The organism is Paenibacillus albidus (assembly GCF_014644435.1).
GTDB classification, from domain to species: Bacteria; Bacillota; Bacilli; order Paenibacillales; family Paenibacillaceae; genus Paenibacillus_AQ; species Paenibacillus_AQ albidus.
This window is the reverse complement of sequence record NZ_BMKR01000005.1, coordinates 65524-83926: the sequence shown is the minus strand read 5'-3', so window position 1 is coordinate 83926 and position 18403 is coordinate 65524. Positions and strand designations below refer to the sequence as shown.

The window sequence follows — 18403 nt, the reverse complement described above, 5'->3', positions numbered from 1 at the left end:
ACTACGACTGATTCTCACGTTCAATATTATGAAATTTATTAATTAAAATATCTAATTCTGTAGACGCTTTTAGCAATGCTATGGAGTCTAGATTTTGCTCCTCACCAAGCTTATTCAGCTTGCATCTCTTTTCTTCAATTTCTATGGACAATTTTTTAGCGAATCCATAAACATTCCTCCCAAAATATATATCCAATTTCAGGTTAGAATGAATGAACAGGTTAAATTTCCAGTTCATTAAAAAGATTCCCCCACAATGCCGGGGAATCATCATTCTTCCCCGGCATTGTTTATCCAGTTTTAGCTTTATTTAAATTTTGAATTACTCGTAGATCCTCATCGGTTATTTGATCCACACCAGTTCCATATGGATCAAATACCGAATGACAAAGTATTCGATTGAACAGCCTCAACTAGATCTTTGGGTACCTCATGAAGAATGTCTAAATTCTCTCCATCAATACTTTTAGCTTTCTTTTTTATAGCATTCTTTTCAAAACTGAATTCTAATTCTAATTGGCACATATCTTCTGGGTAACTAATCGATTCTTGAAAAGCTCCATAAGGAGCAATATCCATCATTAGGTAGATCTCAATTAGTAAGTTACACTTCTTTCCAAAACAAAATATTTGAAATTTATGTTTCGGGCTGTGAAGTGAAACATCCTCATCATTTCTGACCGCATCAATTGCAGCTTGTTGCGGTAGAAAAAGACTGAAGCCCTTGTCTTCAAGATATGAAAACAATTGCCCCATACTTGATTCGGACAATATGACATCATTCCAGCATAAGCTGCTTGATGGAAGAATACAGTTCATCTTTGGTTGGTCAGAGTCTAAAAAGTGATGAAGAACAATAAATGTTTCATTCTTGAACACTGCCGACCAATTCCTAACTACTCCGTGAAATGAAAAATGGTTATACTCTAAATAACGCCAAACTTCAGCTGCAGTTTGGTTAAATCTCTTTAACTCACGTTGGGTGCTTTCTTTAGTTTGTATTAAATACTGGCATCCTGTTTAGAAGCAATCCATAACTTATGTTCATAAGGGTCAACTGCCCTTACGTCCTGTTATCTTTTGTATATTTGTTCGCCTTCGCGAGTTTCGTTCCGCGAACCGATGCTGCGGCGTATACGACGAGCGCAGTCCAAATGAGCGCGAAGCCGACGAGCAGAACCGGCGAGACCGTTTCCTTAAACACGAATACGCTCAATAACAGCATGATCGTCGGCCCGATGTATTGTACGAAGCCGAGTGTGGATAGCGACATCCGGGCGGCCGCACGCGCAAAAAATAGCAGCGGCAGCGCCGTTACCACACCGGAAAGAAGCAGTTCGGCGAGCATAGACGAAGGCAGCGTCCATGCCGTCGACTCTCCCACGGCCGCCAAATAGATCCAGTAGCCGAGCGCGATGGGCAGGACTACAGCCGTCTCCGACAGCAAGCCTACAGAAGCGTCTTGCACGGTCTTCTTCTTCGCAAGGCCGTACAAGCCAAACGACGCGGCCAGCGAGATCGCGACCCACGGGAAACGCCCGTAGTCGATGGCGATGATGAGCACCGCGGCGCCAGCGATGGTAATCGCGAGCCATTGGCCGCGGTTTGGCTTCTCATGAAGGAAGACGACCGCTAGCAGCACGTTCAGCAACGGGTTCAAATAATAGCCGAGACTTGTCTCGACGACATGCCCGTTGTTGACCGCCCAGATGAAGATGAGCCAATTAACAGCGATCAGCAGTCCGCTGGCGGCGAGCGACAGCAGGTGTGAGCGGCTAGCCGCAATCCGCTTCATGTCACCCCAGCGGCGCTGGACGGCGACGAGAATACCCATGAAGACGAACGACCAGACAACCCGATGCGACAGAATTTCGCCTGCCGGCACATCGTTAAACAACTTCCAATACAGCGGGAGAACTCCCCACATGATATACGCAATAATAGCGTTGACCAACCCGTTGTTCATTATCAATCTCCTCTTCTTACTCCGATGTCTGAACGGATTATACGCCTCGATCCTGGTTAAGTAAAGGAATTAATCGGACAAGCAGGAAGCCACGCTCTTGTTCAGCTGCCGTTGTATTTTGAGATATCGTTTCCCGTTAGATTTATGGATCTTGTAGCCTTAATGCCACCTACCCCTTATTCCATTAATCTCCCTTTACTTCATTATCGTTCGGAATTAATTCATACAAGGCACGAACATCACAACCGATGGAATCGGCAATCGATATGGCGATTTTGAGTGGCATCACTCTTTTGTTTTCAATAAAGTCGTAAACTCGTTCCGATTTAAAAAGCAAGTCTTTTGCCAGCCATTCCGCTGACTTTCCGGATTCCATCAATCGTTCATTCAGTAAGCAGCGTCCTAGTTCAAATTTCAAGAAGCGATGACCTCCCGCGTAACATAATATTTAACCTTAAGCGTTGTCCATTACCAGCATGAATATACCTTATAAAGGGGGTTAAAGATCAACGGCAATAACGAAACAACCCTGAGCATTTCTGCCCAGGGTTGTTTTCGACCGATGCTTTCGGATTGGTGATTATTAGATACGAGTGGACTATATAAGGAGCGTAACAATGCTAAATTTAATGGCGCAGGCGACGACCGGTTATATCGTACTACGCTATCGTTCCACGTTTGCTTAATACCTCCTCCTGCGGAGCCCTAAATCAATCCCGATCACCATATAAGCTGCTTTATTTCTCGGCGTCATCCGTGAGATTGATTAATACGTCGTTTACGTGAGCCGTGTCGTGATGCTCGTGGTAGACGGCGATTTTATCGCCCCGGAGCTCAAAGAGAAAATGATAATGGTTCTGATAGCGACGTCCACTCTTCAACTTCATTGTTGAGTAGGCTTCCACTGCCACACGGTCCCCTTGGATGGTCCAACCGGTAGGGACGATCTGAAGTGGCCCGTCAGTAATGTCGTCTAGCGGGGCCAGCATCGATCGGAATTCATCCTTGGAGACGAACCCGGGGTGTGGAAGCCCGCTCATCCACCACTCGACATCATCGGTGAGCATGTCGAGAAGTTCGTTCAACGGCTCCGTGTTCTGAGGGTCACCCCATCGACCTTGCCCATAAAGGCTAAGGAAGTGTTCAATTATCTTCTTCTTGGCTGTGTCGTTCATTTCTTAATTCACGCTCCATTGTAGAGTTGAACAAATATTTTTCGCACCTGTCAAATTTCCGTGGGAAAGGCTGATTTCAAAAACACAGACCGATTCGGCTACGGGCGACCTACAACCAACCTCATGGCGTAAAGCATTTGCTTGCTGCGCTGGATTTAAAATCAGATCAGTTGTATGGCCATGCTTCAAAAACGAAGAAGCATCAGGATATTCTTAGTTTCTTCCACTTGCTTCGGCACCGGTTTCATCGGTCTGAACGCTTGTACATCATTCTAGACAATCCCTCTCCGCATTTGCATCACAAAGTGAAAGAATGGGCCGATTATGATAGTATTCTAGCCGATCAAGTGGAACTGAACGTCCTATATCCGTGGCGCCTTATTATTTTTCTATTAATATCCATAATTGCCACAATTGAGGCGTAGTTATTATAAGATCAGAATGAAAAAGTCTTAGATGTACGATACCGGGGAAATTATTCTCATATAACTGATGCTTCAAACTTAGTGATGCTGCACTGCTTACTATGGTCTCTTTGGTAACTTCACTGTTTAATTGCAATATAATAACTATATAGGCATTGAAATGATAAAGCAGTTGCGCACCTGCCATCCTTCGCAGAGCAGCCGGAAATCCTGTGAGCTCAAGCCGGGGGGGGCTGCCTTTAAGTGATTATCCAGCTTCATACACACACCGAAAGGCCCGCGCTTGTGCGGGCTTTTCGGCATACAAATCAAACCTTACGGTGCCACAAAGAAGAATAGCTGATTGTCCGCTCCGGTTTTCTATCCGTTCCCGCGTTAGTGCGCTGGAAGGAAGCGAACCTATCTGCAGCCGCACCGCTAAACCTTGTCACGAAAGCAAAAGCTGACGCGGTGGCGTATGAGCATCCGCCGACTCGAACAAAAAAAAGGAAGATATTTATAATATTACACTCCTGCAATAATAAATTAGAAAATATACTTTACAAAATCGTTTAATTACTTAAGGAGGGCTTAGTGTACAATTTTGAAATTACATTTAAATTTAAACAAAAGAAAGATACAAGGAGGTTTATACATGAATCAAAATTCCAGTAACAATGAAAATGAAATCATGGTTGCTCAGCCAAGGTCCCCCCTTGCGCAGGGAGAACAGAGTCTCTCTGTTCGTCAACAGGAAGCAGTTTCAGACGCCGCACTCCAAACTACATCAGAAGTTACCCAAACCCTTATAAATGCCGGGAATACCGCCAGCACTTTGGGATTATCATCATGGAAGATAGCAGGCGGGATTCTTGCATCTATCGCCAAAATACTATGGAGGACTAATTCAAATCAAAAACAATGGGAAGAGATGATCGGTGCAGTAGAAATTCTCCAATTCGCAACAAAAAGCCTACAGAATATTAGTTTCTGTAGGCAGGGGAGTTAATTTTTATTCACTTTAATGTACAAATTTCATTTTCTGCGAATACTTTTCGCATGAGTCGTGGAGTTTTTTGCAGCTTTCATGATCCATCACACACACAAACACTAAAATGCACGCGCCGTTTACTACCCGCACCGACTATACCCGCAATTCCCGCAGGTCTTACAGCCCTCGACATTAATCAGGGAAGCGCCGCCGCAGGAGGGGCACAGGTCACGCGAAGCAGTGGCATGGCTGTGTGCAGCATGTCCGCCGTGGCTGTCTTCCGTAGCCGTGGCTGCCGGAACGCCGGATTTCAGCTCAGCGTTCAGCGCCTCGGTGAAATCCTCCAGCTCCAGCGTGGCGGCGATCGGTGCCGGAACATGGTCGTCATCCCTGTTGTGCTGCACATGGGATTCCAGTGCCTTGGCTACCGCATCGGCAATAGACTCTACGCGGTTCGCGCCGAACCCGATGGCCCCGGAGCCGCCGATGCCCTTGAGGTGTTTGATCAGCAGTTCGACCTTCTCCCCGTGATCGCCATACCGCAGGAACAGTGAGCAGACACGGCCCAGCGCTTCGGCCATGGCAAAGACGTCGGAACCAGCCTTGCCTACGTTCAGGAAAATCTCAGCCGGTATTCCGTCCAGATCGTTAATGGTGATATACGCCATGCCGAACGGCGTATTGATCTTATAGGTCGCCCCGCGCAGCACTTGCGGACGTTTCTTGTATTGTTTGTCCAGCACGCCAGGAGCCGCAGATGCAAGGGTACTTTCCACAGCAGGTGCAGGTTCTGCTGCCGGAGTCTCCTGCTTCTCTTCTTTTCTGGTAGTCTCCAGAACCTGTACGTCACGGCTGCCGTCACGATAGATCGTTACGCCTTTGCAGCCGAGATCGAAGGCCATTTCGTACAGCTCTGCCGTTTCCTCAACGGTGAAGTCGGATGGGCAGTTCGCCGTCTTGGAAATCGAGCTGTCCACCCAGCGCTGGATTGCCGCCTGTGCGCGGATATGATCCTTGGCGGACAGATCCATCGACGTTACGAAGTAATCAGGAAGCTCCTCACCCGGATGGGTATCCAGCCATTCCTTGGCAATCGGCACAAACTGCTCGTCATACCCAAGCCGGCTCTGACGGAAATATTTAAAGGCAAAATACGGCTCAATACCGGTTGAGGTGCCGACCATCGTTCCCGTGCTGCCGGTAGGCGCTTGGGTGATGACTGTAACGTTGCGCATACCGTGCTCCCGGATTGCTTCGCCCACTTCGGGATAGGTTCCGGTAATATTCCGCATAAATCCGCTTTGCAGATATTTCTCCGTATCAAAGGCCTGGAATGATCCCTTCTCTGCGGCGATCTCCGCCGAGGCCAAATAAGCCTCCCGGGCCATGAAGCCATACAGCTTGTCCAGGAACTCAAGGGATTCTGCGCTGCCATAACGGATGCCCAGCTTGATCATCAGCTCCGCCAGCCCCATAGTGCCAAGGCCTACCCGGCGTTCCAGCTTCTGATTCGCTTCGTTCTCGGGGAAATGGTACGGTGTTGTGTCGATAACATTATCCAGGAAACGAACTGAATAACGGGTGGTTGTCGCCAAATCCGCCCAATCTACATCATGGTTCTCCTCGTTGTAGAACTTGGACAAGTTCACGGCTGACAGGTTGCAGACCCCCCAGCCGGGCAGTCCTTGTTCACCGCAATTGTGGGCCACTATACCATCAGCCAACAGGGAATGCGTCACCGGCTCGGTAATGTCATACACCGTGACGGTTTCTCCCGGATCTACCGAAACAACTTTGGATAGGAACTTCTCGGATTTACGCGAAGATCTGGCGATCCGTTCAAGCGCCTGCTGTTTTCTGGGAACACAGCCGAAGCCGATTTTTTCTTTGAATTCAAGAATGTTATTGCCTGTCAACACCAGCTCATAGAAACCTTTGGATGCATACGTCCGATGTTCACCAGCTAGGGTTGTGTACTCAAACTGTGATTGTGATTGTTTAGGGCGGGCATAGATATGTCCATGAATCCCGTAATTAAGCAGCAGGAGCTGAACCCCCTGCAAAAGCTTTTTGGAAGATGAAGTAAGCCGGACTCCACGCCGCATATCATCCCGTTCATAGACGGTTCCGTCTGCACTGAACAGCCCTTGCAGAAACGCGGTCACCGTCGTCTCGGATGAAGTAAATATGGCCTCGGGCACTTCTTTCTCCGGTGCCTTGACTGCTTTTACTCCAAGCTCGGTCAGCTTCTCAAGCAGCTCTTTACGCCACCAATAGACCTGTTTAGTCCCGTTCGTCCGCTCATACACTTTTGCTGTCACACCAGTGATCTTCTCACCTGCTGCAACCAGCCGCTCCACTGCATCCTGGTCACCGCCGCCAAACACCATGCCGATATCGCCGCGTCTGGATACCCAGCCGTCTCCTGTTAACCAACCCAAGAACAGCCCCCAATCTTCTCCCAGGTTATCCTCAGCTGCAAAACGGCCTTGGCCCGATTGAATATAGACATAATCCTCGGCGGTTATATGCTGTGCCTCTTTCCAGCCGCTGCTGGTATACAGACGGTGATCCTTCGTCACACTGAGCTCCATCCCGTTCCGCAGTGACACGACTACGGTCTCTTTCTTGCCTGTCGGAAATACAGTGGCACGCCGCATCACTACACCTGGAATTTCATAAGAACGCCCATTTACCACCTTAGCCTGCTCCAGCAAACGAGAATCTGTCCCCACCAGGAACGTTTCGCCGGCGGTCTTCTTGTACAAATCTTCTATGGTAATCAAACCAAATTCGGTTGTAATTCTTGTGCCGGGATGAAAGCAAGGATTAGTACAAATAATCGGGTTGAAATACCAGCTGTTGGACATCTGGTTGTAGTATTCCATGAATACAACACCCGGCTCCGCTGATTTCCAGGCCGATTCAATAATGGTATGCCACACCTCGCGCGCCTTCACCGTACGGTATGGAATGACCCGGCGGTTGTCCGCTTTCCATTTATCCAGATCCCCGTCCCACAGGGTGTCATAATCCGGATCGGTTGTATCCGGGAAGACCAGCTCCCAATCCAGATCCTCCTTCACAGCCTTCATAAAAGCATTGCTGACGCATACGGACAGGTTAGCATTGGTGACCTGACCCATCGTCTGCTTCACGGTAATGAAATCGAGCACATCCGGATGCCAGTCATTGATCATCAGCATCAGCGCACCGCGGCGGCTGCCGCCTTGCTCAATCAGTCCGGTGGTGTAGCTAAACAATCCGCCCCAGGAGACAGAACCGCTGGAGGAGCCGTTCACCCCTCTGACAATAGCCCTCCGCGGGCGCAGTGAGGACAGATTAATGCCCACGCCGCCTCCGCGGGCCATAATCTCGGTCATTTCCGACAACGTCTGCATGATGCCGCCGCGGCTGTCTTTGGGAGAAGGAATAACATAACAGTTAAAAAGGGTCAGTTCCTCGCTTGCACCTGCACCTGCGGCAATCCGCCCGCCCGGCACCAGCTTCCAATCATCCAGAATCGCCCGGAATTTGCCTGTCCATTCTGCCTGCAGCTCAGGCGTTTGTTCTACAGAAGCCATCGCCGAAGCCAGACGATCCCACATTTCTTCCGGCGTCTTCTCTATATTAAGCGTCAGCTTCTCCACATCCGACTGCACCAGTTGGCCGCTGCGGGTCTTGACCGTAACGCTCCGTCCGCTGCGTTCTACAATCTCTCCGACTTCCTTGGTCGGAAATTTGGGATCATCTTTAGTCAGCACCAGCACCACGTCACCTACCTTGGCATTGTTGCTGTCCGCATCCTTCCAGGCATAGCGATCCAGAAATATCTTCTCGCTCAGTCCCTCAAGCCGCTGCTTTCGTTCTGCTGTACCCAATACAAAAACCTCCCGCATGTGTAATTGACCTGTCGTTACTGCGGCCTTGTTTCAGGAAATTATCTTGTCAATGACAAATGACCGCAGGGTCTGGCTTCCTGAATACTTATTTCAAAGAATCGTCACAATATATGGTGTTAACCAACCTCTAAACTATACCACATATTGTATCAGATGTTCTTTCGGAGAAAAGCGGATTGTTGGGGAAATATCCCTGGTAAATCCCGTTTTTTCTCGTTCTTGCTCTTTTTTTGAATACGGCCCTTTAAAAATAGCAGGTTATGAATCCTCTTGATTACGAGCATACTACTTCTACGTACTACTATCTATCTCAAGTATCTGAGGAGGCCCTATGACGCAATTATTCCGCAATTCCCCGCTGCCCGAAGGCAAGAAGAATGCACCTTTGCTGCCCGTCCCCCTTTCTTTTGACCGGGGCTGGCTGCAGGAGCTGGAGCAAAAGCTTGACAAAGGCGGACCATGGGGCGACTGGAGATTGACCCGACTGGGGATACAGGGTGTCCAATCCGGCCTGGTAACCAGCTTCGACGAGCTGCAGTGCCTCCAGCACCTAACCGGGTTATCCCCGCTGCCCCACCAGCTGGATACGGCTCATAAAGTGCTTTTTGAGATGTCGGGACGGGCGATCCTCGCAGACGAGGTGGGACTCGGCAAGACCATTGAAGCAGGGCTTGTGCTAAAAGAATATCTGGTGCGCGGGCTGGTCTCCAAAGTGCTGATTCTGGTGCCGGCCTCGCTTGTCCTGCAATGGGTGCGTGAGCTGAATGCCAAGTTCGGCATCTCTGCGGTTGCCCAGAAAAAGGCATATTCCTGGGGCAATGATATCGTCGTAGCCTCCATGGACACGGCGAAACGGGATCCCCACAAGGAATTCCTGCTGGCCAATGAATACGACATGCTGATTATCGACGAAGCCCATAAATTGAAAAACAAGAAATCGACCAACTACCTGTTTGTCCAGCAGCTGCGCAAAAAATATTGCCTCCTGCTTACCGCAACCCCTGTTCAGAATGATCTCGGCGAGCTGTTTAATTTGATTACCCTGCTGAAGCCGGGGCAGCTCGGAAACCAGGGGGATTTTGCCGCCAACTTTGTCGTGGATAAACGTCAGCCGAAGAATGAAGGGCAGCTCCGGGAAGAGCTTTCCAAGGTTATGATCCGCAACCGGCGTGGTGAAGGGCCTGTCAATTTCACGAAACGGAAAGTCCGCAATATCCCGCTGACGCTCTCGGCTGAGGAGAAAGATTTATATGACAGCGTGACTTCTTTTGTCAGAGATCAATATCAGGAGGCCGGCGGCAATCTGAGCAGCATGCTCTCCCTCGTTACCCTTCAGCGCGAGGTGTGCAGCAGCCGGGATGCTGTGTTTATTACCTTGGTCAATCTGATCAAAAAACTGCCTGCCGACTCCCCCAAACGCGACCGGATGATGACGCTGCTGCAGACGCTGCGGACGGTCAAAAAAAACACAAAAGCCGATACGGCACTGTCGCTTATCCAGGAGATGAACGAAAAAGTTATCGTATTCACGGAATACCGTGCGACCCAGGAATATCTGTTACAGTATTTCCGTGAACATGGGCTGCAATGCGTCACCTATTCAGGCGGGATGAACCGCGGGAAAAAAGACTGGATGATGGACCTCTTCCGGGGCCGCGCCCAGGTCATGATCGCTACCGAGGCGGGCGGCGAAGGTATTAATCTGCAGTTCTGCCACCACATGATTAACTTTGACCTGCCGTGGAATCCCATGCGGGTTGAACAGCGGATCGGGCGGGTGCACCGGCTGGGCCAGCAGAATGACGTGATCATTTATAACCTGTCCACACAGGGAACCATTGAAGAGCATATCCTTCATCTCCTGCATGAGAAAATCAATATGTTCGAGATGGTCATCGGAGGCCTGGATGTTATCCTTGAACGCCTGGAGAAGAAGGAATCTCTGGAGAAAAGCTTGTACAAAATCATGCTTGAATCCCGCAGTGAAGAAGAGCTTCGCCAAGAACTGGACCATATAGGAGAATCGTTCAGTGAACTGACCCAAGATGTTCAGCAAGAAAGCGGGGCGGTGAAATGACACTCACCCCAGCACAGATCCGCAAGCAGGTTATGGATTATCTGGAAGCGACGGAATGCCATATTATTGAAGCCTCACCGCATCATGTTACAGTCAAGCTGTCGCCGCGGGCGGATCAGATGCTCACAGACCGCCCTTATTATTGGGGGTTTGTCGAGCGTACCGGGGCTCCGCCCGAGACATTGTCCTTTACGTTCGTGTTTGATCCGGAGCAGTATGACAACCAGGCGTCCGCGCCGGCACCTCCGGTAATGCCGTTTGGGCTCAACTCCCCTGTAACGAGCAGCGGCGGTCCCGGGCTGGGCAGACCTGCCGAAATCGAAGCCGCCGCAGAGCCTGCCGCTGTTCCGGGCGGTCCCACAGGGGACCCCAAGGAAGGCATTCTGGCCCGTTATTTCGGGATCGTTCCGGCGCTGCCGCGGATCGGTCCCGGCATGATCCGGCGCGAGGATGTGATCTACGGCAGCCGGCGGCTGCGGCAGATCTGGACGGCAGCCCGGGATGAAGGCAAATATCTGTATCTGTTCGAGGACCCGGGCAGCCGGCAGCGGAACACGGTGTTCTCGGCAGCGTACGAGCCATGGCTTGGCGTCTGCTATAAAGTGGAGATGACCTGCGATCTGAAACGCGAGGAGCTCCATTTTATAGGAATATCACTCACATCAGGGGCCATTGAAGACGATTTCGCAGTCAAGCTTGCAGCCAGGGCACTAATTCCGCGACTGCCTGAGAATGTGCATATTCAGCCTCATGAGCTGTCACCGTCGGCGGCAGCAGAGCGGATCGAAACCCATTTGACCGCTTATCTGGCAACGCTGGATTACAACTGGGCCGCAGAAGCCCGTGAGCGTCTGCGGATGGAACTGGCCATCGTCGATGTCTATTACAAGGAACTGCTTAAAGATCCGGATGAGGAGAAACGGCAGGCCACGGAAGAACAGTACAATCGCCGCCGCACCGAAACCACCTGGCAATATGAGCCGGAAATCGCAGTTTCTGCGATAACCTGCGGACTGTTTCATCTGCGGAGTACGTAGAATGCGACCCTGTCCGCTAAAACCAGGCAAAAAAACAAAGGAATCCCCGTACTGTCCTCTGACAGCAAGCAACAGGCTTTTTGCGGCTTGTCCGCTACAATAACAGTATGAAAAGATAAGGAAAGGTGAATGGGTGCATGAAAAATAGATTGCTGCGCAGGCCAGGACTCAGGTGGACCCGCTGGCTGCTTCTGCTGCTCTGCCTCACTTTGGGTACCGCTGCGGCAGCCTTCCCCTCAGCTCTCTCCGCTACCGGCAGCCGTGTCAGCGTGATGCAGACTGTATTGCAGAACGACCTCCCGGTGCTCGAAATCAAGGCTTCGCCTGCTGCAGGAACCCTTCAGGATTTTGTGCGGGATACCCTCAGCAGGCTTGCCGCCGACCCGTCTTTCGGGGCCTGGAAGGAAGCGGAACCCGTGTATTATCCGCTGGGACCCGGTACACATAGCTGGCTTGTCAATGTGATGCAGGACAAGCAGCGGATCGGCTATTTGATCATCTCCGCTACGGATACCGGCGGTTATATGCTTAGTGAATACGGAGCCGGAACCTCCGGGCTTCCCTACAGTCTGACCGATCTGCGCCAGTATCTGGTGCAGGAGGGCATCATTCATTCTTCTTATTCAGGTAAGGTTACACTCACGGCACTGTATGCACCGCTACTGCCGCTCTGGAAAATATCGCTGGACGGGAAGACTGTTTATCTCAATGCTGCGGTTCCTGAAGTTCTGCCTTGGAACGCCGGCAAGGCCGAACGTATACTTCAAGGCGCACCTGCCGGGATTCACCATACCGTAACCAGCAGCGGCCCGGCCTTTTCTCCCGTTCCGGCCTACCGGAGCGGAGGCACAGATGACCCGGGCGCAGATTTGCTCTGGTTGACCTCTCCGCAGCTGGCAGCAGTCAGCCTGGACAATCCAGCCAACCTGCTCCCCCCTCTTAGCAGCCTGGCCTTCCAGGCAGCCGGTCAGAATGATACGGTGGGAGGACCTTTTATGATTACAGGCTACCAGCTCTGGCAGCCTGATCCCGGTAAGGGCCAAATACAAGGAAGCCCTGCCGTCTACGCCGCTTCCGGACCGGATGGCCGAAGATTCCTCCCTTTTCAAATGCTTATAGAAAAAGGCTCTTTGCACCAGCTGCCGGATACGCATTAGCGCTCTTCTTGACGGACACACGAAAAAACCTTCCACTGCCGTGTATGGCGCTGGAAGGTTTTTTTGAAACACCATTACTTCTTTCACCTACTTGCGTTTCCACTTGCTCCACCAGATAGACCAGGACAATGGAAGCATCCCGAACCATTTTTGCGACCAGGGCTGCTTCGCCGCCGCCCTTCGTTCCTTGATACTGCGCGGGTCCTCAATATATACAACCACTTTTTCGGTAATGTATTTTACAAGTTCTTCCCCACTGGAAGCCATAGACGCCACCTCCCGAATGTTAGTCCATCATCAGACGTATCCTGTACCCTTAGTATGCCCATCCGGGGGTGGTTTAAACTCTAGCCCCTGTTCCCGAATAGGTTCTGCTGCTGGAGCACAATCTAACAAAGTATCCAGCCAGTTTATCCTTTTCAGACAAGGAGGTTTATATTGTGGATATAGTGCTTACACCTAAAAGTATTGCGCTGCGCCGCCGGTTCATTGCTGCTCTGGCACCTCTTCTGCTATCCCTGCCCTTGTTGCTGCTGTCACAGCCCGGCCAGGTATCCGCTGCGTTTGCCATAGAAGCTGCTCCGGAAGAGCGCCAGCCCTTGCTGGGCCATGGCCACCGGATGATTCTGATTGATGCCGGCCACGGGGGGATTGACGGGGGCACATCATATGGCGATATCCTGGAAAAAAACATTACCCTGGACATCTCACGGCGTTTGTTCCTGCTGCTGCGCAGTGACGGGTTCGATGCCATCCTGAACCGCAATGGCGATTATGCGCCAAGCGACGAGAACCGCTGGCTCCGCAGCTCTTCCCGCCATCTGCGGGATCTGGCCCAGCGGAAAGAGCTGGCCGAGACGCTCCCGGCCAATGTGGTTGTCAGCATCCACGTCAACTGGGCACCTTCTCCTGCCAAGCACGGACCGCTTGTATTGTACCGCCAGGAAGGACGCAGCTACATGCTGGCCAAGTCAATCCAGAACCAATTGAACCGGCTGTACCAGGTCGAAGGCGATCCGAGACCCGGGAAACCGTTCTATCTGCTTAACAAAATAACCGCCACAACGGTCATCGTCGAGGCGGGTTTTATCAGCAGTCCGGTTGACCGCGCCAAGCTGTGCAGCGGGAAGGGCCAAGAGGAAATAGCGGAAGCTATCGCGGGCGGAATTGCGGCTTATCTTATGGAAATGTAAGCGAAGGCCGTGGACTCCAGTGCCACTCTTCCCTGACCAAATCGGAAATTCCGACAAAATCAACCTGCCCTTTCATAGCCTCTATGCCGCTGCGGATGCCTGCAGCGGTTTTTTTACCTTGAATACCGACATGGCCAATCGTCACACAATACCGCTGATCCTCAGCCTTCTCCCCCACAAGGCGTAGTTGTTTAATGACATGATTCACCGAATGGGTGTCATCCAGAAAGATGTGATTTTCTACAGGGGGCAGCCCCATCTCACGGGCGATTTTGCCGACAACTGAACGGGAATTAGTCTTGCTGTCGAGATAAAAAAGCCCCCGTTCCTTGCAAACCGCCAGTACAATGCGCATTACCCGCTCATTCCCTGTCACCTTGGAGCCCATATGATTGTTTATTCCGATCGCAAAGGGAACATTATCAAGAGCGGCTTCTACACGGCTGTGCACCTCTGCATCACTCATATCTGCAAGGATAGCCCCCGGCCCCAGCCAGGAGGGCTTGCCCTGACGCGGCTCCATCGGCAGATGGAGCAGAACGTCATAGCCGCGTTCGTGCGCCCGCCGTGCATCACTTTCTGTCGTGGACAGAAAAGGCATAACGGCTACGGTAAGCTTGATGGGCAGCGAGAGGATTTCGTCCGTTCCCCGCAAGCCGTTGCCCAGGTCGTCGATAATGATCGCAACCCTGCTGCGGGTTGCGGCAGAATCCTTCTTCTGGGATGAGGTTGCGGCTTGCAAGGGGGCAGAAGCGCTTACGGCCCCCTCGGCTGCGGGGCCGCAGACCCCTATAATGAGTGCGGGAAGCAGCAGATACAGCAGATAGTGTTTATACTTTCCCTTCGAATCATGCAATGAGATCGCCTCCTTGGTATTGGGCCAGTGCTCTCATTGTTTGGATTCAGCAGGTTAAATATGTGTCAGGGGGATACGCAATAATTAGCAATCTGCGGCTTAGGCCATTTGTCCAAGTCTATCCGCTGTCTGTATGGCTTCCAGCACATCACCTATGCAGACCTCAATCGGCATATTCCGCATTGGCCCGTCTTCTGTACAACTGGCCTCCGCCACAATTAACAGTTTTTCATGTTCCGGGTTATTAACCCCCAAATCCTCCAGTGTTACGGGCAGGCCTACTTCTCTGCAGAAATGGATCATCTGCCGGATCTCATCAATCGGCGCCTGTTCCAGAACAAGCTGCTCAATCGTTCCGAAGGCTACCTTTTCTCCGTGATACATTTGCCGGCACTCCTCAAGAAATGTCAGCCCGTTATGTATGGCGTGGGCTGCAGCCAAGCCGCCGCTCTCAAAGCCGATCCCGCTTAAATAAATATTGGCTTCGACAATATGCTCAAGTGCCGGGGTTATCTTCCCTTCTCTGGCCGCATGCAGGGCATCAGCTCCATCCGCAAACAGCGTATCCCGGCAAGCCCGCGCCAGTGCAAGAGCGGCAATGGAAGAACCCCCTCCGGCCAGCGTGACCGCGCCTGATTGATGGCAGGCTCTGGCTTCATAGAACGTTGACAATGCATCGCCCATTCCTGCCGAAAGCAGCCTTGGGGGTGCTTTGGCAATGATGCCTACATCCGCGATAACGAGGTCAGGGTTTCTGGTTAGCGGAAGATAGCGGTCAAGCCGACCTTCGTCCGTATACAAGACGGACAATGCACTGCAGGGTGCATCTGTTGAAGCAACGGTAGGAACAATCACAACCGGAAGCGAGGCGAAATGGCTGACGGCTTTGGCTGTATCCATTGTTTTGCCGCCGCCAATGCCAAGAATCACTCCGATATCCGAGCCTTCCATGTCCCGCAGAATAGCCTCCACCTGGCTTTGACTGCACTCTCCCCGAAACACTTGAAGCTGTACGGCCATAGCCACCTCGCTGAAACTCTGCTCTATCTCCTCCTTGTAATGGGCATATATAAATGGATCAACGATGGCATAGCCATTCCGTACACCGAGATTGGCAACATGCACACCCAGTTTGGCTATCTCGCCTTGCCCTTGTATATATCGGGATGGAGCTGTTATGATCTGCGTCATTTCCCTTCGTCCCCCTCTTTAAGAAATCCTCACAGATTCATCATACGCGTGGCCGCTCTTCATCTGCTATGAGAAAAAGCTCCTTGGTTCCAAGGAGCTTTCAGGTCAACTTATATTCCATTATTTCTGCGCGGCCGCTAACGTTGCCACCCCTGCTGCCGATGCCGCACCACTCACACTTGGCACTTATGAGTACTGGATTATAGAACTTTCCGCAGACTAGAGATGCGCGGGTGAGATGCTCATAGCCTTCCCTCTCAGAGTGGCAAACGTACGCACACCCGCCATCGCTCGACCCTCATGGTTACGTTCCGATACCCCCCATCCCCCAAACCTCATGGTTACGTACGCACACCCCCATCCCTCGAACCTCATGGTTACGTACACACCCCCGCCATCCCCGTTGCTTGATGACAGCCTGGTGTGAGATAAGTCTTTGGTTGAACTACATTTCGTACATTAGAACGTTTGCCAACCGCGCTTTTTTGCCATTTGGCTGCATTTTGTGCATCAGAACTTGGATAAACCGGGCTTTTTTTCGGTTTAGCTGCATTTTGTACATCAGGAAAGGCGGAACATGCCTGGATTTCGATGTTTGCGAAGTTTGCGATGTACAAAATACATCAGAATAGCCTTTCAGCTACTCCCGGTGCGATTTGACTGTACTAAATACACTGGAGCGGCAGCCGGCCATACTGCCCACGCCGTTATGTACACCCGAAGAGAGCCTGGTGAGTCTTTTGCTATTTTACAATTGGATGCTGCAACCCTGCTGCTCGATCATTTCGATCAGGTGTAGCTGTCTAAATACGACTCGGAAAGTTCCCCGCATTACCCGCACCGGATGTCTTACCGCAAAAGCTCCGGAATGTTCCTGCCGCTGGCCTCGTACAAGTAATAACAGATCCGCTCTTCCCGCACTTTAGTCAAACCTTGGCTCTTTATTTAATCACTTTCTCGATTTGCTTCACCGCAGCACCGGGAAATAATTCGGCAACGCGGTTGACAATCAGCTCCCTGGATTCCTTGGGTTTGACAGAATAACGTGAAGTCACCCATTCCGCGCCAAAGACATTCTCGCTGAGCGCGTAGCAGCCGATGCCCCAGCCATACGGCCGGCCGTGTTTATCCTGCTTATATTGAAAATTTTTGGCCGTAATATACGTCTGCATCTGTAAATTCGTCATTGCGGTATCGAATCCGGAGGCCCCGTCTTTGCCGAATCCGGCCAGCCGTTTGAGATCGGTGGAGAGCAGCCCCTCCCCGTGTTCGTCAAGTATATCGATAATCCGTTTGCTCTGCATGGTCGCCAGACCGTCATCATACCGGGCATCAAAATCATATCCGTCCCTGCGGTAATTGGCGAAGTCGGGATACCATTCCCGGCTGATAAACCCCGCTTTTTTGTGAAAAAGCTTGGCGTACGCAATTTCCCCATCTGCCGCAAGAACCTCCCGCCACTCCCATGGACCTTCCATATCCTTTGCAAACCAGCGGTTGGCAGGCGTGCACTCTTGCAGGGAGAACCCTTCGATCTCACAGCGGAACAGCGGCAGGAAGCCAATCTCCCGGACCAAATCAGCCAGCTGCTCTGCATCCGTAATCTTAGGCAGCTTCATGGCTGTCCTCCCGGCGCATACGTCCAGCCGCCATCCTCATGATAAATCATCAGCTTGCTCATCCCGCCATCGATGGTGATATTCTCCCCGGTTATGAATCCGGATGCATCGCTGCACAGAAACAGAACCATTGATGCAATATCGGGTGGCGTTCCCACGCGCCCTGCCGGATGCTGCAACCGGTCCGGCCCGGAATGCACAGCTTCAACTTCCCCGTTGCCATGGTAAGCAGCGGTATCTATCCAGCCCGGGCTGATGGAATTAACACGCGCTTTCCCGGCCAAGCTGACGCTGAGACCGTGGGTAAGCGCGCTGATGCCTCCTTTGGCAGCGGTGTAGCTCTCCGTGTCGGCTTGCGACATCGACGCCCGGCTGGAAGCAATATTCACGATTGAGGCACCGGGTGCCAGAAAGTCCTTGAGCAGCAGGGTCAGATAATATGGCGCCGTGACCCCGATCCGCTGGACATATTCAAAATCCTCATAGCTGCACTCTGAAAGCAGCCCTTTTTTGCTGATACAGGCATTATTAATCAAGTAGTCCACTCGTCCAAATCTGCGGATAACCTCTGCGGTAAACTCCGAAATAACGGATTTCCTGGCAATGCCCCCTTCATAGAAGAACAACCGCTCCTCCCCGTAACGTTCCACCAGCATCCTGCCGGCATCCGGGTCCATATCAATACAGGCTACTGCCGCACCTGCTTTCAGGAACTCTTCGGTAATGCAGCGGCCGATTCCATTGGCACCGCCGGTGACGATACTCACTTTCCCCTGATAGTTCATGTTCCGTCCTCCTGTGGTTCATATCGGGCTGTGTCTTTTACTATATAAAA

Annotated in this window: 17 protein-coding genes; 5 read left to right on the top strand and 12 right to left on the bottom strand. The window is 51.4% G+C overall.

Annotated features, from left to right (window positions below; translation table 11 throughout):
- Position 1 precedes the first annotated feature (1 nt).
- The 5 genes from IEY53_RS06965 to IEY53_RS06945 form a co-directional block, all read right to left on the bottom strand.
- Complete coding sequence (locus IEY53_RS06965; RefSeq protein ID WP_189023330.1) at positions 2 to 238, bottom strand: aspartyl-phosphate phosphatase Spo0E family protein; 237 nt, start codon at positions 236 to 238, stop codon at positions 2 to 4.
- A gap of 134 nt (positions 239 to 372) precedes the next feature.
- On the bottom strand, positions 373 to 879 hold the full coding sequence (locus IEY53_RS06960; RefSeq protein WP_189023329.1) for a hypothetical protein: 507 nt from the start codon (positions 877 to 879) through the stop codon (positions 373 to 375).
- Between the two features lie 184 nt (positions 880 to 1063).
- Positions 1064 to 1966: an EamA family transporter RarD gene (rarD, locus tag IEY53_RS06955; RefSeq protein ID WP_189023327.1), complete on the bottom strand. Its 903-nt coding sequence runs from the start codon at positions 1964 to 1966 to the stop codon at positions 1064 to 1066.
- A 184-nt stretch (positions 1967 to 2150) separates the two neighbouring features.
- The gene (locus IEY53_RS06950; RefSeq protein ID WP_189023325.1) at positions 2151 to 2384 is read right to left on the bottom strand and encodes an XRE family transcriptional regulator; all 234 of its coding nucleotides are present in this window, start codon (positions 2382 to 2384) and stop codon (positions 2151 to 2153) included.
- Positions 2385 to 2703: 319 nt separating this feature from the next.
- On the bottom strand, positions 2704 to 3141 hold the full coding sequence (locus IEY53_RS06945) for a nuclear transport factor 2 family protein (protein ID WP_189023323.1): 438 nt from the start codon (positions 3139 to 3141) through the stop codon (positions 2704 to 2706).
- A 1059-nt stretch (positions 3142 to 4200) separates the two neighbouring features.
- Here IEY53_RS06945 and IEY53_RS06940 point away from each other — a divergent pair.
- The gene (locus tag IEY53_RS06940) at positions 4201 to 4554 is read left to right on the top strand and encodes a hypothetical protein (RefSeq protein ID WP_189023321.1); all 354 of its coding nucleotides are present in this window, start codon (positions 4201 to 4203) and stop codon (positions 4552 to 4554) included.
- Between the two features lie 122 nt (positions 4555 to 4676).
- Here the strand turns inward: IEY53_RS06940 and IEY53_RS06935 are convergent, their stop codons facing one another.
- Positions 4677 to 8417 carry a ribonucleotide reductase barrel domain-containing protein gene (locus IEY53_RS06935; protein ID WP_373293815.1) on the bottom strand — a complete coding sequence of 1247 codons (3741 nt, stop codon included), beginning with the start codon at positions 8415 to 8417 and terminating at the stop codon, positions 4677 to 4679.
- A 352-nt stretch (positions 8418 to 8769) separates the two neighbouring features.
- On the opposite strand from IEY53_RS06935, the gene IEY53_RS06930 reads away from it, so the two are divergent.
- The 3 genes from IEY53_RS06930 (at position 8770) to IEY53_RS06920 (ending at position 12709) form a co-directional block, all read left to right on the top strand.
- Positions 8770 to 10515, top strand: a complete 1746-nt coding sequence (locus IEY53_RS06930) for a DEAD/DEAH box helicase (protein ID WP_189023317.1) — start codon at positions 8770 to 8772, stop codon at positions 10513 to 10515.
- Positions 10512 to 11552 (top strand): YqhG family protein, encoded by a 1041-nt coding sequence (locus IEY53_RS06925; protein WP_189023315.1) that lies wholly within the window; start codon positions 10512 to 10514, stop codon positions 11550 to 11552. The genes IEY53_RS06930 and IEY53_RS06925 overlap by 4 nt, the downstream gene beginning before the upstream one ends.
- 137 nt (positions 11553 to 11689) lie before the next feature.
- Positions 11690 to 12709, top strand: coding sequence for a hypothetical protein (locus IEY53_RS06920; protein ID WP_189023313.1), 1020 nt, complete (start codon positions 11690 to 11692; stop codon positions 12707 to 12709).
- An 87-nt stretch (positions 12710 to 12796) separates the two neighbouring features.
- On the opposite strand, the gene IEY53_RS06915 is transcribed toward IEY53_RS06920, so the two are convergent.
- On the bottom strand, positions 12797 to 12976 hold the full coding sequence (locus tag IEY53_RS06915; RefSeq protein WP_189023311.1) for a YqzE family protein: 180 nt from the start codon (positions 12974 to 12976) through the stop codon (positions 12797 to 12799).
- Between the two features lie 173 nt (positions 12977 to 13149).
- On the opposite strand from IEY53_RS06915, the gene IEY53_RS06910 reads away from it, so the two are divergent.
- Positions 13150 to 13902 (top strand): N-acetylmuramoyl-L-alanine amidase family protein, encoded by a 753-nt coding sequence (locus tag IEY53_RS06910; protein WP_229696025.1) that lies wholly within the window; start codon positions 13150 to 13152, stop codon positions 13900 to 13902.
- On the opposite strand, the gene IEY53_RS06905 is transcribed toward IEY53_RS06910, so the two are convergent.
- From IEY53_RS06905 to IEY53_RS06885, 5 genes are all read right to left on the bottom strand, one after another.
- Complete coding sequence (locus tag IEY53_RS06905; protein ID WP_189023309.1) at positions 13889 to 14758, bottom strand: divergent polysaccharide deacetylase family protein; 870 nt, start codon at positions 14756 to 14758, stop codon at positions 13889 to 13891. The genes IEY53_RS06910 and IEY53_RS06905 overlap by 14 nt on opposite strands.
- 99 nt (positions 14759 to 14857) lie before the next feature.
- Positions 14858 to 15949 carry a glycerol dehydrogenase gene (locus IEY53_RS06900; RefSeq protein ID WP_189023307.1) on the bottom strand — a complete coding sequence of 364 codons (1092 nt, stop codon included), beginning with the start codon at positions 15947 to 15949 and terminating at the stop codon, positions 14858 to 14860.
- Between the two features lie 377 nt (positions 15950 to 16326).
- Entirely contained in the window at positions 16327 to 16566 is a 240-nt protein-coding gene (locus IEY53_RS06895; protein ID WP_189023305.1) for a hypothetical protein, read from the bottom strand.
- A gap of 324 nt (positions 16567 to 16890) precedes the next feature.
- Positions 16891 to 17568: an AlkZ-related protein gene (locus IEY53_RS06890; RefSeq protein WP_189023303.1), complete on the bottom strand. Its 678-nt coding sequence runs from the start codon at positions 17566 to 17568 to the stop codon at positions 16891 to 16893.
- Entirely contained in the window at positions 17565 to 18353 is a 789-nt protein-coding gene (locus tag IEY53_RS06885) for an SDR family oxidoreductase (RefSeq protein WP_189023302.1), read from the bottom strand. Before IEY53_RS06885 ends, IEY53_RS06890 begins: the two co-directional genes overlap by 4 nt.
- Positions 18354 to 18403: the final 50 nt, after the last annotated feature.

What these genes read in the sequence shown, in the direction of transcription:
- rarD (WP_189023327.1), bottom strand. Translation starts at nt 1,966, where the DNA reads ATGAACAACGGGTTGGTCAACGCTATTATTGCGTATATCATGTGGGGA.
- IEY53_RS06940 (WP_189023321.1), top strand. Translation starts at nt 4,201, where the DNA reads ATGAATCAAAATTCCAGTAACAATGAAAATGAAATCATGGTTGCTCAG.
- IEY53_RS06930 (WP_189023317.1), top strand. Translation starts at nt 8,770, where the DNA reads ATGACGCAATTATTCCGCAATTCCCCGCTGCCCGAAGGCAAGAAGAAT.
- IEY53_RS06900 (WP_189023307.1), bottom strand. Translation starts at nt 15,949, where the DNA reads ATGACGCAGATCATAACAGCTCCATCCCGATATATACAAGGGCAAGGC.
- IEY53_RS06920 (WP_189023313.1), top strand. Translation starts at nt 11,690, where the DNA reads ATGAAAAATAGATTGCTGCGCAGGCCAGGACTCAGGTGGACCCGCTGG.
- IEY53_RS06885 (WP_189023302.1), bottom strand. Translation starts at nt 18,353, where the DNA reads ATGAACTATCAGGGGAAAGTGAGTATCGTCACCGGCGGTGCCAATGGA.
- IEY53_RS06965 (WP_189023330.1), bottom strand. Translation starts at nt 238, where the DNA reads ATGAACTGGAAATTTAACCTGTTCATTCATTCTAACCTGAAATTGGAT.
- IEY53_RS06925 (WP_189023315.1), top strand. Translation starts at nt 10,512, where the DNA reads ATGACACTCACCCCAGCACAGATCCGCAAGCAGGTTATGGATTATCTG.
- IEY53_RS06915 (WP_189023311.1), bottom strand. Translation starts at nt 12,976, where the DNA reads ATGGCTTCCAGTGGGGAAGAACTTGTAAAATACATTACCGAAAAAGTG.
- IEY53_RS06945 (WP_189023323.1), bottom strand. Translation starts at nt 3,141, where the DNA reads ATGAACGACACAGCCAAGAAGAAGATAATTGAACACTTCCTTAGCCTT.
- IEY53_RS06890 (WP_189023303.1), bottom strand. Translation starts at nt 17,568, where the DNA reads ATGAAGCTGCCTAAGATTACGGATGCAGAGCAGCTGGCTGATTTGGTC.